The sequence below is a fragment of the Paenisporosarcina sp. P4_D4 genome (genome assembly GCF_056401835.1).
In genome coordinates this window covers 61472-74910 of sequence record NZ_JBFUIO010000008.1, presented here as the reverse complement: position 1 = coordinate 74910, position 13439 = coordinate 61472, and the positions used below count along the sequence as shown (strand labels likewise).

The 13439-nt window shown below is 41.3% G+C and carries 15 protein-coding genes; 5 read left to right on the top strand and 10 right to left on the bottom strand.

The window, feature by feature from the left end; genetic code table 11:
* Positions 1–855 (bottom strand): PA domain-containing protein (locus tag AC1DSL_RS04265; RefSeq protein ID WP_477531300.1); only part of this gene is annotated, 855 nt, incomplete at its 3' end.
* Between the two features lie 67 nt (positions 856–922).
* On the bottom strand, positions 923–1744 hold the full coding sequence (locus AC1DSL_RS04260; protein WP_477531299.1) for an AAC(3) family N-acetyltransferase: 822 nt from the start codon (positions 1742–1744) through the stop codon (positions 923–925).
* A 143-nt stretch (positions 1745–1887) separates the two neighbouring features.
* Between AC1DSL_RS04260 and AC1DSL_RS04255 the strand changes: the two genes are divergently transcribed.
* Complete coding sequence (locus AC1DSL_RS04255; RefSeq protein ID WP_477531298.1) at positions 1888–2373, top strand: DUF2306 domain-containing protein; 486 nt, start codon at positions 1888–1890, stop codon at positions 2371–2373.
* 19 nt (positions 2374–2392) lie between these two features.
* Here the strand turns inward: AC1DSL_RS04255 and AC1DSL_RS04250 are convergent, their stop codons facing one another.
* Entirely contained in the window at positions 2393–3397 is a 1005-nt protein-coding gene (locus AC1DSL_RS04250) for an NADP-dependent oxidoreductase (protein ID WP_477531297.1), read from the bottom strand.
* 106 nt (positions 3398–3503) lie between these two features.
* The gene (locus tag AC1DSL_RS04245) at positions 3504–3995 is read right to left on the bottom strand and encodes a YusW family protein (RefSeq protein WP_477531296.1); all 492 of its coding nucleotides are present in this window, start codon (positions 3993–3995) and stop codon (positions 3504–3506) included.
* Between the two features lie 105 nt (positions 3996–4100).
* On the opposite strand from AC1DSL_RS04245, the gene AC1DSL_RS04240 reads away from it, so the two are divergent.
* The 4 genes from AC1DSL_RS04240 (at position 4101) to AC1DSL_RS04225 (ending at position 8112) form a co-directional block, all read left to right on the top strand.
* Positions 4101–5105, top strand: a complete 1005-nt coding sequence (locus AC1DSL_RS04240) for a phosphotransferase enzyme family protein (RefSeq protein WP_477531295.1) — start codon at positions 4101–4103, stop codon at positions 5103–5105.
* Between the two features lie 24 nt (positions 5106–5129).
* Entirely contained in the window at positions 5130–6107 is a 978-nt protein-coding gene (locus tag AC1DSL_RS04235) for a DUF4003 family protein (protein ID WP_477531294.1), read from the top strand.
* 47 nt (positions 6108–6154) lie between these two features.
* A complete protein-coding gene (locus AC1DSL_RS04230; protein WP_477531293.1) occupies positions 6155–7582 on the top strand; it encodes an aldehyde dehydrogenase family protein in 1428 nt (475 codons plus the stop codon).
* Positions 7583–7914: 332 nt separating this feature from the next.
* Complete coding sequence (locus tag AC1DSL_RS04225; protein WP_477531292.1) at positions 7915–8112, top strand: hypothetical protein; 198 nt, start codon at positions 7915–7917, stop codon at positions 8110–8112.
* A gap of 215 nt (positions 8113–8327) precedes the next feature.
* On the opposite strand, the gene AC1DSL_RS04220 is transcribed toward AC1DSL_RS04225, so the two are convergent.
* From AC1DSL_RS04220 to trpD, 6 genes are all read right to left on the bottom strand, one after another.
* Complete coding sequence (locus AC1DSL_RS04220) at positions 8328–8813, bottom strand: hypothetical protein (protein WP_477531291.1); 486 nt, start codon at positions 8811–8813, stop codon at positions 8328–8330.
* A 189-nt stretch (positions 8814–9002) separates the two neighbouring features.
* Complete coding sequence (gene trpA, locus AC1DSL_RS04215; RefSeq protein WP_477531290.1) at positions 9003–9791, bottom strand: tryptophan synthase subunit alpha; 789 nt, start codon at positions 9789–9791, stop codon at positions 9003–9005.
* Complete coding sequence (gene trpB, locus AC1DSL_RS04210) at positions 9784–10992, bottom strand: tryptophan synthase subunit beta (RefSeq protein WP_477531303.1); 1209 nt, start codon at positions 10990–10992, stop codon at positions 9784–9786. Before trpB ends, trpA begins: the two co-directional genes overlap by 8 nt.
* Before the next feature lie 2 nt (positions 10993–10994).
* The gene (locus AC1DSL_RS04205; RefSeq protein WP_477531289.1) at positions 10995–11609 is read right to left on the bottom strand and encodes a phosphoribosylanthranilate isomerase; all 615 of its coding nucleotides are present in this window, start codon (positions 11607–11609) and stop codon (positions 10995–10997) included.
* The gene (gene trpC / locus AC1DSL_RS04200; RefSeq protein ID WP_477531288.1) at positions 11609–12397 is read right to left on the bottom strand and encodes an indole-3-glycerol phosphate synthase TrpC; all 789 of its coding nucleotides are present in this window, start codon (positions 12395–12397) and stop codon (positions 11609–11611) included. The genes AC1DSL_RS04205 and trpC overlap by 1 nt, the downstream gene beginning before the upstream one ends.
* Positions 12394–13425: an anthranilate phosphoribosyltransferase gene (trpD, locus tag AC1DSL_RS04195; RefSeq protein ID WP_477531287.1), complete on the bottom strand. Its 1032-nt coding sequence runs from the start codon at positions 13423–13425 to the stop codon at positions 12394–12396. The genes trpC and trpD overlap by 4 nt, the downstream gene beginning before the upstream one ends.
* Positions 13426–13439 lie beyond the last annotated feature (14 nt).

Sequence of the window (13439 nt, the reverse complement as noted above, 5' to 3'; positions counted from 1 at the left end):
CGTCATGGCAGTTCCTGATGCATCGTCATTAGCACCCGGCGCACCTGCAACTGAATCGTGATGAGCACCGATGACCAATATATCATGAGAGGCTTTGTTGGAAACGTTGGGATTTTTAGTTGCAATGACATTGTGTGATGTATTTTGAGCGGATTTAGCACCTTCAATGTTCAATGAGACAACAGCACGCGGGTTTTTGTTGAGATGAATCAATATCGCTTCTCCTTCTGTCTGGGTCAACAGCACAGACGGAACATAAGCCTTATTTGGTTCACCTAAACTTCCCATGATGGTACCTGGTGCATTGTTGTAAAATATGACCCCGGCAGCACCTTTCGCAGCCACATTCAACATTTTCTCCTTGAAGCTGATGACGCCGCGTTGAAGGAGTACGATTTTTCCAGTAAGGTCCAATTGTGCGATGTCGTTTTTCTGACCAAGTCCTGCGAAGATAACTTCCGCGGTAGCTTTTCCACTAACCGAATATTCTAAAGCCTGTGGATCCAATTTTTTCGAAAATCGCTCGACATCCAACCCGATGGAATTAGGGGCTGTATAGTCATTGAAAGTGAATGCTTGAACTTCGGTTTTATACCCGTAAGATTCGAATTGCTTTTTGATATAAGCAACTGCAGCATCTTCTTGCTGGGTCCCAGCTACCCTAGGCGTTTTGGATAAAAATTTAATATTGTTATACATGTTATCTGCATCAAGAGACTGCAGTATTTTTGTTTCAAGATTGGTTTCTTTTTCATTCTGGGTAGACGTGTAATTAGTTGCAAAAGTGGCGATAGGAGCTATGACACTTAGGCAAAGAATAGCTGCAATCGCAAATTTATAAAATTTATTTTTCATTTTGTTCCTCCATCAAGTTAGTTCCATTAGGATGAACAAAAATGAGAATTTTACTAATAAAAATTTTTTAGTCTTCCTCTACAGGATTTTCTTTTAACCACTCCACACCAAAATCAACTAGCTGTTTCATTTGAATGATGCGGCAGTCGGCTTGACCTAATTTTCCAACATGATAGGCATCGGGATGTTCTTTTTCAAATGCTTCTCCAAGGTCAGGAAAACGATCCGAGTCTACATCAAGTGTTTGGTACTCAATCCACTGACGCTCACCGTCCACCAGCATCGCTGCACCCTGATTCATGTAAGTCTTCTTTTCGATTAAATTCTCCGATAGGTGCAAAGCCGTGCACGAATCATATCCGACACCAATTAACAGGATTTTAACAGGTTCATTTAAAAATGAACCGAGTGGGGAAGTCATTCCAAATGAATCCTCAAGTGGATGTTCCATCATCCATTTTTCAGCATCCTTGCCCCAGGCCATAAAGCTGTGAACAGGGTGGTAGCTGCGAATGGTTTCAGGATGACGATGAAAGCATTCCGCTATTTTGCCCATTCCACGTAGTGGGGTCAAATGTGGATCGTAAGCTGGAGTATGTTCTCGGATAGGCGCATGCCATTCTTTTGGAACTGGCGGCAGCATCCAATAGGAAGGCTCTGAGTTCTCGGCAGATTGGGCTGGCATGATAATGGTCCCYTTTTCCGTGATAGTTTCCATCAATGCGTCGATGACAGCTTTTGCTCCACCGGCAATCCAACCCATTGATTTGATGGATGAATGAACCATAATGGCGTCTCCTGCTTTGATGCCAAGTGTCTGCAATTGTTGTTTCAATGTTTCAACTGATTGGAAAGATGTAGTTTCTTGTACAAGATCAAATTCACTCATGTGGGTGACCTCCGAAATCTTTAATAACTTAATCATATAAGAATAGAGATAACATTAACAATCGGAATATTTTTTTGAATGAATGAAATGGAACTTTATGTATGTTACTATAATTAGAAATAAAATGTAAATAATTGGATGTGTTGAATTTGTTCAACCTGTTTTTAATGATTCATATTGCAGCTGGATGCATTTGTTTGATTACTGGTTTGCTGGCTGGTATTTCTAAAAAGAGAAAAGGCAGACATACAATCAGTGGAGAGATTTATCATGGATTTTTCGTGTTGGTATTTATCACTACTGTCGTGATGTCTATTATGCACTGGAAAGAAAGTGCCTATCTCTTTTATATCGGTATATTTTCATACGGTCTTGCATTGCTTGGCTATATATCTGCAAAAATCAGATGGAAAAACTGGCTGCGTATCCATATCGGCGGGATGTTGGGATCTTACATAGGGATATTCACAGCCACACTTGTTGTAAACATTCCTCGAATACCACTTCTTAACGAATTGCCTGTGCTTATCTTCTGGTTCTTGCCAACCATCATCGGAACACCAATTATATTTAAAATCGGTAAGAAATATCGTCCCGTAAAAAGAGAAAGAAAAACCATTCTGGAATAAACCAGAACGGCTAAAATTGTTATTCGATTTCCGATACTTTCACAATCGCTTTCCCAAGGTTTGCTCCTTTGAAAAGATCGAGAAATGCGTCAATCGTATGATCGAAACCTTCCGTAATCGTTTCCTCGTATTTCAGTTTGCCTTCTTTGAGCCAAGTTGCCAATTCTTTTGCGCCTTCTCCAAAACGAGAAGAGTAATTGCCAACAGTGAAGCCTTGCATCAATGAGCTCGTCTTGATTAAGTATCCTTGAACACGAGGTCCAACGTCCGCTTGTTCGTTATTATAAGAAGAAATTGCGCCACATACAGGAATACGCGCAAAATTATTCAAAAGAGGGAAGATAGCATCTGAAATTTCCCCACCCACGTTTTCGAAGTAAACATCAATTCCATTTGGACAAGCTTCGCGTAACGCTTGAGCAACATCCTGAGTTTTATAATTTATTGCAGCATCAAAACCCAGTTCCTCGACCAAAAACTTCACTTTCTCATCAGAACCAGCAATTCCAACGACACGCGTGCCTTTAATTTTCGCAATTTGTCCCACGATGGACCCTACAGCACCTGCAGCTCCTGACACAACCACCGTTTCTCCTTCTTTAGGTTTCCCGATATCCAATAAGCCAAAGTAAGCTGTCAAACCAGTCATGCCCAGCACACTCAAATAAGCAGAGGCAGGCGCAATACGGTGATCAATTTTACGAACCGCACTTTCTTTTACCACACTATATTCTTGCCATGGCAATGATCCGAGAACGACATCGCCTTTTTCGAAAAGTGAGGACGTCGATTGAACGACTTGTCCTATGATTCCGCTTGATATCATTTCATTCAACTCAAACGGTGGAATATAGGATTTCGCATCATTCATCCGACCACGTAAATATGGATCCACTGAAATGTAAACAGTTTTTACTACTACTTCACCTTCAGACGCACTGTCAATTGGTGCAGTGAGAATTTCGAAATTCTCTTTAGTTGGTGTCCCCGTTGGTCGATTGATTAATTTTATTTGTTTTTGCATTATCTTACCTCCATTTTATATTTTCTTGTATGTAGTAATGTACCTTACATTGGAGGTTTCTACATGAAAAGAGCCCTCAACGAAGGTCAAGGACTCAAATTAAATTTTATTTTGTTACTACAATTTCTTTTTTCTCATCATTTTGCCACGTGATACTTGCTTCAAGTAATGTGTAATTATCTTCAATGCCAAAAGCGCTAACAATTTGGTCAATAATTACTTCTTCAGACATGTTTTCTTTTAATCGCATTTTTACCAATAAAGGCTTCAATTTTGCCATGGCTTCCTTACCAGTGACCTCACTACTACCTTCTGCTATATTTTTGTATTCCGCGTCGGTAGAGTCTTTTTTTTCCTCATAATTTACATCAAGCGCTTCTGGTTGGTCAGGATAGTCTACTTCCAGTTCAAACTTCCTAAATTCAAATGATTCACCGGTATCTGCTGGATTATCACCTGGAGCATTATCCTCGATATCATTTTCCGTATTGTTATTGGTCACATCTTTTGTAATCTCGTCCTTATCTCCACAAGCCCCAAGCAAGAGGGCAGAAGAGAGCAATAAACTTGCCACGGTGAATGTCTTTTTCGATTTCATGTATATCATCCTTTCGATATAATTCTTTGTAGTTGGTATATCCCAAAATTCTCTAAATATCCGTTTTTTCTATGCAAATTTAAATAAGAAATGGAAGTAAACAGTATGGATAGTCATGAAATTTTATTAAGCTTATCGAAGTTAACCAATCAGGAAATTACAAATGTAAAACGATTATCGGGTGGTTTCCAAAATGTTGTGTTTCACTTTCAGATGAATAATCGACCTTATATTGCCCGTTTGACACCAATTCTTAAAAGGTCAAAAGCATTGATAGATGCTGAACTGGGATATGTCGAATCACTAAAAAGAAATCAAATACATGTGCCAGACGTAATCACGATTAATGACAAATGCATATCAACAATAATAATCGACAATGAAAGCTATTGGCTGACGGTATTTCAATATGTAGAAGATAAAGAAATAGATGTGTCGGATCTCTCTCAGTGGAACAATGCATTCTTTTACGAGTGGGGAAAAACAATTGCAAAATTGCATGGCATCAGTGAAAACATGGAAGAGAAAATCAATCGCCCCGTTTGGATGGATGATGAAGAAATAAATCCAATGCTATCCATGTTGGAAGAGAGTGAACCTTGGCTAAAGAAAATTTACGATGACTACAAGTCAAGATTGGCTACTTTTCCAATAACCAAAGAACGCTTCGGATTGATTCACAATGATTTGCATCAAGGGAATTTTTTCGTGAAAGCTCAACAACTCATTATTTTTGATTTCGATGATTGTGCTTACAATTGGTTCGTCCAAGATTTATCGACTTCTATTTATCATGCTCTGTGGACGGGAAGCTCGTATCATCCAGAATGGACCACGTTCCAACAAGAATTTTTGAAGCATTTTCTGAAAGGATATACAAGTAGTCGGTCACTCACTGAAGCCGATTTAACCCAACTCACACTGTTCCTACAAATAAGGGAAGTATTTTTGTATCTGTTATTTCAGAAATCCTGGGACCATGATCACTTGGAGCAATGGCAATCAGACAAGTTAATCGAACTTGAAGAGAACTTGCGTCAAAAGAAAGTTCCATATGAACAAGAATTGAGAATGTGGATGAATGAAACTTTTAATCATCATTCTTCGTAAATGTTGGTAAAGGGAGTGGATGATATGACGATGGATAAAGTGAAACAAGATTTGCAAACAACATTTGAACAAGTAAAGAACGCAGTTGGATGGACTACCGATAAACGAATTACGTTATCGATAGCAAATTACTATGTCACGACAGGTAAAACGTTTGACGGCAAACGCTTCTTGGCAACCTCGGACGCAATCAAACAAAAAACGGGTTGGACATCTCCACTCCGCTCACACATTCACTACATGATGGTTGCATTTTTGGCGAAGGAAGATGAAGATCCAGCCATTTCAATTGATAACTTATTGACGAAGCAAGTTAAATTAAAATCAGCAGGGTTCAAAAACAATGTATACAGTTATTTAGCAGCGCTTTTGATGAGCGATGATGCAACTCTACAAGGACTACATGCCGAACAAGCAAAACACTTATATGATGCGATGAAATCACATCACCCATTCCTGACGCAGCCTGATGATGTGCCGTATGCAGTCATGCTTGGGAAATTGCCAGGCGGTCCGAAAGAACGAGCAGCCACTATGAATCACTATTACACGGAACTTAGACCACAAGGTTTTTATATGGGGAATGAACTTCAATGGATGTCGCAAGTTCTTACATACAAGAGTCCGAGCTATCAAGCCAATCTGGTTGGGCAAGCTGTGCATATACGAGATCAGCTGAAATGTGCCGGAATCAAAGTGAAATCCATGCACTATGTCATGATCGGATTTCTGGCTGCCTTGGAAATTAAAGATGTAGTATTGCAACATGTCATTGATACGTACCGTCAACTGGAAACAATGAAGCTTTTCAATTGGTACAAAGATATGATTTTACCTATCGCAGTCCAACTCGAAACGAAACACATTATCGATAATGAAGGAACAACCTCAGTCAGTTTTGCCACTACCATTGAACTAATGTTGCAAGCCCAACAAGCCGCCATGATTGCTACGATGGCAGCAACGAATGCGGCAGTCGCGTCAAGTGTTGGAGGAGAATGATAGAATAATGACGAATGTATATATATCAACCTCAGGAGGTGTTTCTTTTGAAAGAAACCGGACTTTGGATTAATGGAGATTGGCGCGAAGCAAGTGAAACATATGATCTGAAAGCTCCCTATGATGGGAAATTTCTTGCAAAAGTGGCAAAAGGATCACCAGAAGATGTGAAAGTAGCAATTGCTGGTGCCGAACAGGCTTTTCATTCCTTCAAAAAATGGACGGCATATGATCGGGCAGAAATTTTATATAAAGTGGTCAACATTATGCGAGAGCGTAAAGAAGAACTCGCAATGACATTGGCACAAGAAGCGGGAAAACCGTTGAAAACGGCACGTGGTGAAGTAGATCGCACGATTGCGACCTATCAATTTGCTGCAGAAGAAGCGAAGCAGTACCGTGGGGAAACCATTCCGATGGATGCTGCCCCTGGAGGTGCGAACCGAATCGGATGGACAAAAAAAGAGGCTATTGGCGTTGTTGCGGCAATCACGCCCTTTAATTTCCCATTCAATTTAGTGGCGCATAAACTGGGACCTGCTTTTGCAGTTGGAAATACGGTAGTCTTAAAGCCGGCAACACAAACACCATTGAGTGCATTAATTATGGCTGATATTTTCAAGGAAGCTGGTTTGCCGGATGGTGCCCTTCAAATTATAACAGGGAGCGGGAGTGATTTAAGTGACTCACTCATTACACATCCAGCGGTCAAAAAAGTGACATTTACCGGAAGTGTTCCTGTCGGATTGAAAATTAAAGAAAAAGTAGGTCTACGCAAAATTACGCTTGAGCTGGGTTCAAACGCAGCCTTGATTGTGGAGCCAAGTGTGCCAATCGAAAAAATTGTTAAACGTTGTGCGGAAGGGGCATTCAGCTTTTCAGGACAAGTATGTATTTCTTTACAACGCATTTACGTAAACCGCGAAGTGTACGATGAATTTGTGCAAGGATTCGTGGAAGAAACGAAAAAATTAATAGTGGGTGATCCACTGGATGAACAAACCGATATCGGTTCCATGATCCATCCGGACGAAGTAAAACGCATCGTCGGCTGGATTGAAGAAGCCAAATCGCAAGGAGCAACTGTGGCCACAGGTGGCGAATTTACAGAGCGCCAGTTGCATCCAACTATTTTGACAGGTGCTAAAGAAGACATGAAAGTTGTATGCGAGGAAGTCTTTGCACCCATCGTTTCCGTCATTCCTTACGATACACTGGATGAAGCAATTGAGTGGGTGAATGCTTCACAATTTGGATTGAATGCAGCGATTTACACAAATGTCTTAACGGATGCTATGAAAGCCGCAGATGAAATTGAAGCGGGAGCCGTCATCATAAACGACATTCCTACTTTCCGTACAGACAACATGCCGTATGGTGGCATCAAGATGAGTGGATATGGGCGTGAAGGCATTAAGTTTGCCGTCGATGAAATGACCGAACTGAAATTTATTACGATGAAAACCGTATTTTAGAAGTGACGAAGCAACCCAATTGTAAAGCTCAATTGGGTTGCTTTTTTTCTAACCACTTGCTATGGGTTTTCGTCCATTCAAGTTAGTTTTATGACCAATCAATCAAGGTTTTTGTCCATTCAAAATGGTTTTTCGTCCACTCAATCTTAGTTTCTGACCATTCGCTGTGGAGTGGACACGATTCTTCTTCAGAAAGACACACAACCAGTCCTGTTTTATTAAAGAAGAAGGAGTAACGGGAATAAAAGAGAATTAGTTAAATTAAGCTTGAAAGATTGAATGTAGTTATTTATCGGTGTGAGTATTACTAATTAGAGCGAGGTGAAAGAAAGATGAAAAATTTAATCGCAACACTGTTTTTATTGTTCGGGTGTCTTATATTGACGTTGACTTTTTTTAATACTTTTATGGAACCAAGTGGTATTCGATGGTTGGCTGGAGTATTAATCACAACAGGACTTTCAATATTTGCAAATGAGTTATTGAAAATAAGTAAAGAACAAGATGCGCAAAGGATAGCTGGAAAGTAGACAAAGATGCCAGTGATAACATTTATTCGTTTAATAATAGTTGATATTTTTATTTCCAGAAGCCCGAGCAACCAATCGAAATAACCAAATCCAATAAACAGGAATCGGGCAATAAAATCACATCATGAGAAAGATTATTCTATATTAAAACAACGTTATAACTTTGCTGTACTGATCGTAAAAACTGTAATTTCCCTTAATGTAAAAGTGAATTGTCATTTCACTTCAGCCACAAAGGTGTAGGAAACTTCACCGTTATTCCATTTTGCTAACACTTCATATATATATTGACCTTTACTTGCAGGAACCGTTATTTGATTATCTTTCAAAGTAATTTCTTTTTCTCTTCCATCCTTATTCCATAAGTAAACATACAGTTCGGGATTTTCTTCAATATCAATCGTCACTTTTTGATTCTGTTCTAAAGCAATGGCTTTGAAATCTTCAGCGATTTGGTATGGGGAAGCAGAGTCAGTTTGGACAGCCTGAGTTTCAGAACCTTGTTTTCTTTCCCATTTATAACCTCCAACTACCATTTCATGTTGTGCATTATTAACTCTAACGACTCCAGAAATAGATGGAGGAAATTCATTTTCATTTACCTTAACTTCTTTTCCTGCGGTAACCGTATCGTTCGAACATCCAGTACTCCAAAGTGAAGTAAATAATAAAATGGTAATTAACAAAGATTTCGTTTTCAAATTTCTTCCTCCTTTATATAACTTTGACGAGTAAGGAAACATAAGTGTTTCACTTTCCTAAGGAAGGTGAAAAAATTTAAACTGTAACGCACGAGTTTTATTCGGCCTCAACTAGTATTTATTCTGTTTAACCCAATTCTCTCCTAAAAAAAAGACCACATACGAATGCGCATGAGGTCCAAACTAGTTTTATACGATTTCAACTGCTTTCGATGCAGCAATCAACGCTCTGATATTATCAAGATTTCCTTTATGCAATGCATCAACTATACGGCTTCCCACAATGACGCCGTCTGACAGTTTACCCATTTCCCGAACCTGCTCAGGCGTGGAAATCCCGAAGCCTGCCATGACTGGAACTGGGCTCACTTCTTTAAGCTTCGCCAAATGTTCTCCAACGTTCGCAGCAAACTCTGCGCGCGCACCCGTAATGCCCGTCACCATAACGGCGTACAGAAATCCTTCAGAAGCTTTCGCAATACGCTCAATACGCTCGGGAGGGCTTGTTAAACTGACCAATTGAATGAGAGCCAAATCGTGTTTTGAGAACTCGTCCTTCACCATCCCACTTTCTTCAAGCGGCAAATCTGGAACAATCAATCCACTCACGCCGATATTTGCACAATCCTTAGCGAATGCCTCTATGCCATAACGGAACACCGGATTCAAATATGTCATTAGGACAATCGGAATCATCAACTCACCGCGCAAGTGGGCGATCTCTTCTAATACACCACGCAAGGTCACACCTTCAGCCAACGCACGTTTCCCAGCCTCTTGAATGGTCGGTCCATCTGCAACGGGATCTGAAAAAGGAATTCCTAATTCTACCGCAGTAGCACCAGCATCTTGAAGAAACAGTAAATGTTCACGGAGTTTTGATAACCCTCCGTCACCGGCCATGACATAAGGAATAAATGCTTTTCCACCTGTTTCGACTTGTTGTTCTATGGCAGTTTGCAACTTCAGTTTAGTCATTCGTTCCACCTCCAAGCGCATCACGCACTGTGACAACATCTTTATCTCCACGACCAGATAAACAAATCACGACAATTTCATCTTTATCCAAACCAGCAGCCAGCTCAGCAGCAAAATGAATCGCATGAGCTGATTCGAGAGCGGGGAGGATGCCCTCCGTACGAGCTAACAATTGAACACCCGTCAAAGCCTGTTCGTCCGTTACTGATGTGTATTCAACACGGCCATTTTCATGTAAGTAGCTATGCTCGGGTCCTATTCCGGGATAATCGAGTCCCGCTGAAATAGAGTGTGCTTCCTGAATCTGACCTGCATCATCCTGCAGTAAATACATAAGTGCTCCGTGCAAAACTCCTACAGAACCTTTCGTCAATGTGGCGGCGTGCTTATCGGTATCCAGTCCTGCACCAGCAGCTTCGACGCCGATTAATTTCACGTCTTTGTCTTCTATGAAGGGATAAAACATTCCCATGGCATTACTGCCTCCACCAATACAAGCAACAATCGCATCTGGCAGACGGCCTTCTTTTTCAACGATTTGCTTACGCGTTTCATCCCCAATGACACGCTGGAAATCACGCACAATTTTAGGGAAGGGGTGTGGTCCTAAAACCGAACCCATAATGTAATGAGTATCCCCGACATTCGTCACCCAGTAACGCAGCGCTTCATTAACAGCATCTTTCAACGTTCGACTGCCTTGGGTTACGGAAATAACTTTCGCACCAAGCAGCTCCATGCGGAATACATTAAGTTGCTGACGACGGACGTCTTCTTCTCCCATGAAAATCACACACTCTAAATCCAGCAGTGCGCAAACCGTTGCAGTTGCCACACCATGCTGGCCAGCGCCTGTTTCAGCAACGACTTTTTGTTTACCCATACGGACCGCAAGAAGTGCCTGTCCGATTGTGTTGTTGATTTTGTGAGCTCCTGTATGATTGAGATCTTCACGTTTCAAGTAGATCTTGGCGCCGCCCATTTTTTTCGTTAAACGTTCAGCAAAGTAAAGGGGATTTTCCCGTCCCACATAATCTTTCAAGTAGTAGCGGAATTCCTCAAGAAAAGCTTCGTCCTTGATAGCTAAGTCGTAAGCTTCCTCGAGTTCAATCACGGCTTGCATTAATGTCTCTGGGACGAATCGACCGCCGAATCTGCCATAATGACCGGTAGTGTTTGGTTGGTTGTAGGTAGTTTGCATGCTCATCTCTTCTCACCTCGAACTGCACGGATAAACGTGCGGATTTTCACTGCATCTTTTCTTTGCTCCGTCTCGACTCCACTGGATACATCCACCATAAAAGGATTGACGGTTTTAATTGCTTCTCTTACGTTTCTTTCATTCAGACCGCCGGCTAATATGACTTTCTCAAGTGGAATATTAGCTTTTTCAAGGAGTTTCCAGTCGAATGACTGACCCGATCCTCCGCGAAACTCCATGCCTGGTGCATCAAACAAGAAATAATCGACTTCATATTGCGAAGCCTTTCGCACATCTTCAAAACTTTTTATCGATAACGCTTTAATGGTAGGAAGGAATATTTGTCTAACATATTCGGGTGCTTCATCTCCATGCAGTTGAACCATATCCAATGATACTTCTCCTGCGATGCGATTCACTTCATCCGGTGTTTCATTGACGAATACACCAATTCTCAACACATCATTTGGAACTGCACTAGCAAGTTTCTTGGCGGTTTCAACCGTTAGCTGGCGTCGACTAGGTGCGAATACAAAACCAATTGCGTCTGCTCCAGAATCAACTGCTGTTTTTACATCTTCCAGCTCCATCAATCCGCAAATTTTGACTCTTGTCATCACAATTCACCACGTTTCACGTGAAACGAACGCAATATTTCGTCAATATTTTCACTGCGCATTAACGTTTCTCCAACCAGCACGCCGTGCGCTCCAGCATCCGCAACTAAAACAGCATCTGTTATGTTGCCAATCCCACTTTCACTAATCAATACGCGTTGTTCATGAAAAGGGAAGTGAGCGGTAATTTGCGATGTGTTTGCTAAATCTACTTCGAACGTTTTGAGATTACGATTATTTACGCCGATTATTTTTGCATCGATTGCTAAGGCTCTTTGCAATTCTTCGACATTGTGAACTTCAATCAAAACTTCCAAATCCAACTTACTAGCATAGTCAAACAAATCGCTAAGACTCTGTTGATCAAGCGCCGCGACAATCAACAGAATGATAGATGCGCCAGCATATTTTGCCTCTTCAATCTGCAAAGGGTGAATGATAAAGTCCTTGCAGAGGACGGGAAGATTGACGGCTGATGATACTGCATGTAAATCATCCATCGAGCCTTTGAAAAATTGTTGATCAGTCAATACAGAAATTGCAGCTGCACCAGCTTTTTCATAAGCGAGTGCCTGCTGTACGGGATCGACATTACCATCAATCAAACCTTTCGAAGGGGAGGCGCGTTTAATTTCAGAGATGACCTGTAAGTGCTGCGTGTTATATAAAGTCTCAAATAAAGAAGGCTTGTTAGTATGTTTTTTAGAAAATTCAAATGATCCTTCTTGTTCCAATAACTCTTTCACTTCCAGTTTTTTTACTTCTAAAATCTGCTCTAAAATCGTCATGCGTTCACCTCCAAATGACTTCGATTTTGACTGTAAGTGACGACTGATTCCAACACACTGAGCGCACTACCTGTTTCAATGCTCTTTCGTGCCTGGTGAACGCCTTCTTGAATGGTAGAAACGATGTCTGCCGCAAACAAACCGATTCCCGCATTCAACAATACGGTATCCATATAAGGCGAAGATTCACCCCGTAACACGCTTTTTAAAATGGCTGCGTTAACCTTGACGTCCCCACCGCGAATCGCTTCAAGTGGAGCAAATGACAAACCCACTTCTTCGGCATTCAATGTAAAAGGGATGTAGTCGCCGTTTTTCATAAGTACGAGGTGGTTGTCTCCGGATAAAGAAGCTTCATCCATTCCATCGGCACCACTCAAGACGATTGCTCTTTTTCGGCCCAGACGATATAGGGCTGCTGCGATATCCATCAATTTATCTTGGCGGTATACGCCGACCATTTGGGATGTTAATGCCACGGGATTGGTTAAAGGGCCGATCATATTGAAAATCGTCGGTTTTCCCAGAGACTTACGAATGGATTGAATCCGTTTCATTTTCGGATGGACATATGGGGCGAATAAGAAAGCGATATTCGTTTGATTTAATAAGTCTTCCACTTCCCGTGGTTGGAAGTCCAAAGCGATGCCAAGCTCTTCGAGTACATCCGCGCTGCCCGTTCTGCTCGAAATGCTGCGGTTCCCGTGCTTGGCGATTTTCAGTCCTGCTCCCGCCAAGACAAAGGCAGAAGAGGTGCTGATATTAAAACTTTGGGAACCATCGCCTCCAGTTCCGCAATTATCGAATACATGGGGGGAGGTAACAGGAATCTGTGTAGCATTTTCACGTAACACTTCAACAAGTGCAGCTATTTCTTCGGTAGTTTCGCCTTTTTTTGATAGGGCACTTAAAAAATTCGCGATATCCACGCCTGCAATATCTTCTGAAAACATAGCGTTCGTTGCTACTCTCATCTCACTGTACGTCAGTGAAGTTCCACTACGTACACTCTCTGTAAATCTTCTCATCTCAATCTCTCCTC

Bases quoted from the DNA above. Each gene is read 5' to 3' on its own strand.
- AC1DSL_RS04250 (WP_477531297.1), bottom strand. From the start codon at position 3,397: ATGCAAAAACAAATAAAATTAATCAATCGACCAACGGGGACACCAACT.
- AC1DSL_RS04235 (WP_477531294.1), top strand. From the start codon at position 5,130: ATGACGATGGATAAAGTGAAACAAGATTTGCAAACAACATTTGAACAA.
- AC1DSL_RS04225 (WP_477531292.1), top strand. From the start codon at position 7,915: ATGAAAAATTTAATCGCAACACTGTTTTTATTGTTCGGGTGTCTTATA.
- trpD (WP_477531287.1), bottom strand. From the start codon at position 13,425: ATGAGAAGATTTACAGAGAGTGTACGTAGTGGAACTTCACTGACGTAC.
- AC1DSL_RS04240 (WP_477531295.1), top strand. From the start codon at position 4,101: ATGGATAGTCATGAAATTTTATTAAGCTTATCGAAGTTAACCAATCAG.
- AC1DSL_RS04245 (WP_477531296.1), bottom strand. From the start codon at position 3,995: ATGAAATCGAAAAAGACATTCACCGTGGCAAGTTTATTGCTCTCTTCT.
- trpC (WP_477531288.1), bottom strand. From the start codon at position 12,397: ATGACGATTTTAGAGCAGATTTTAGAAGTAAAAAAACTGGAAGTGAAA.
- trpB (WP_477531303.1), bottom strand. From the start codon at position 10,992: ATGCAAACTACCTACAACCAACCAAACACTACCGGTCATTATGGCAGA.
- trpA (WP_477531290.1), bottom strand. From the start codon at position 9,791: ATGACTAAACTGAAGTTGCAAACTGCCATAGAACAACAAGTCGAAACA.
- AC1DSL_RS04205 (WP_477531289.1), bottom strand. From the start codon at position 11,609: ATGACAAGAGTCAAAATTTGCGGATTGATGGAGCTGGAAGATGTAAAA.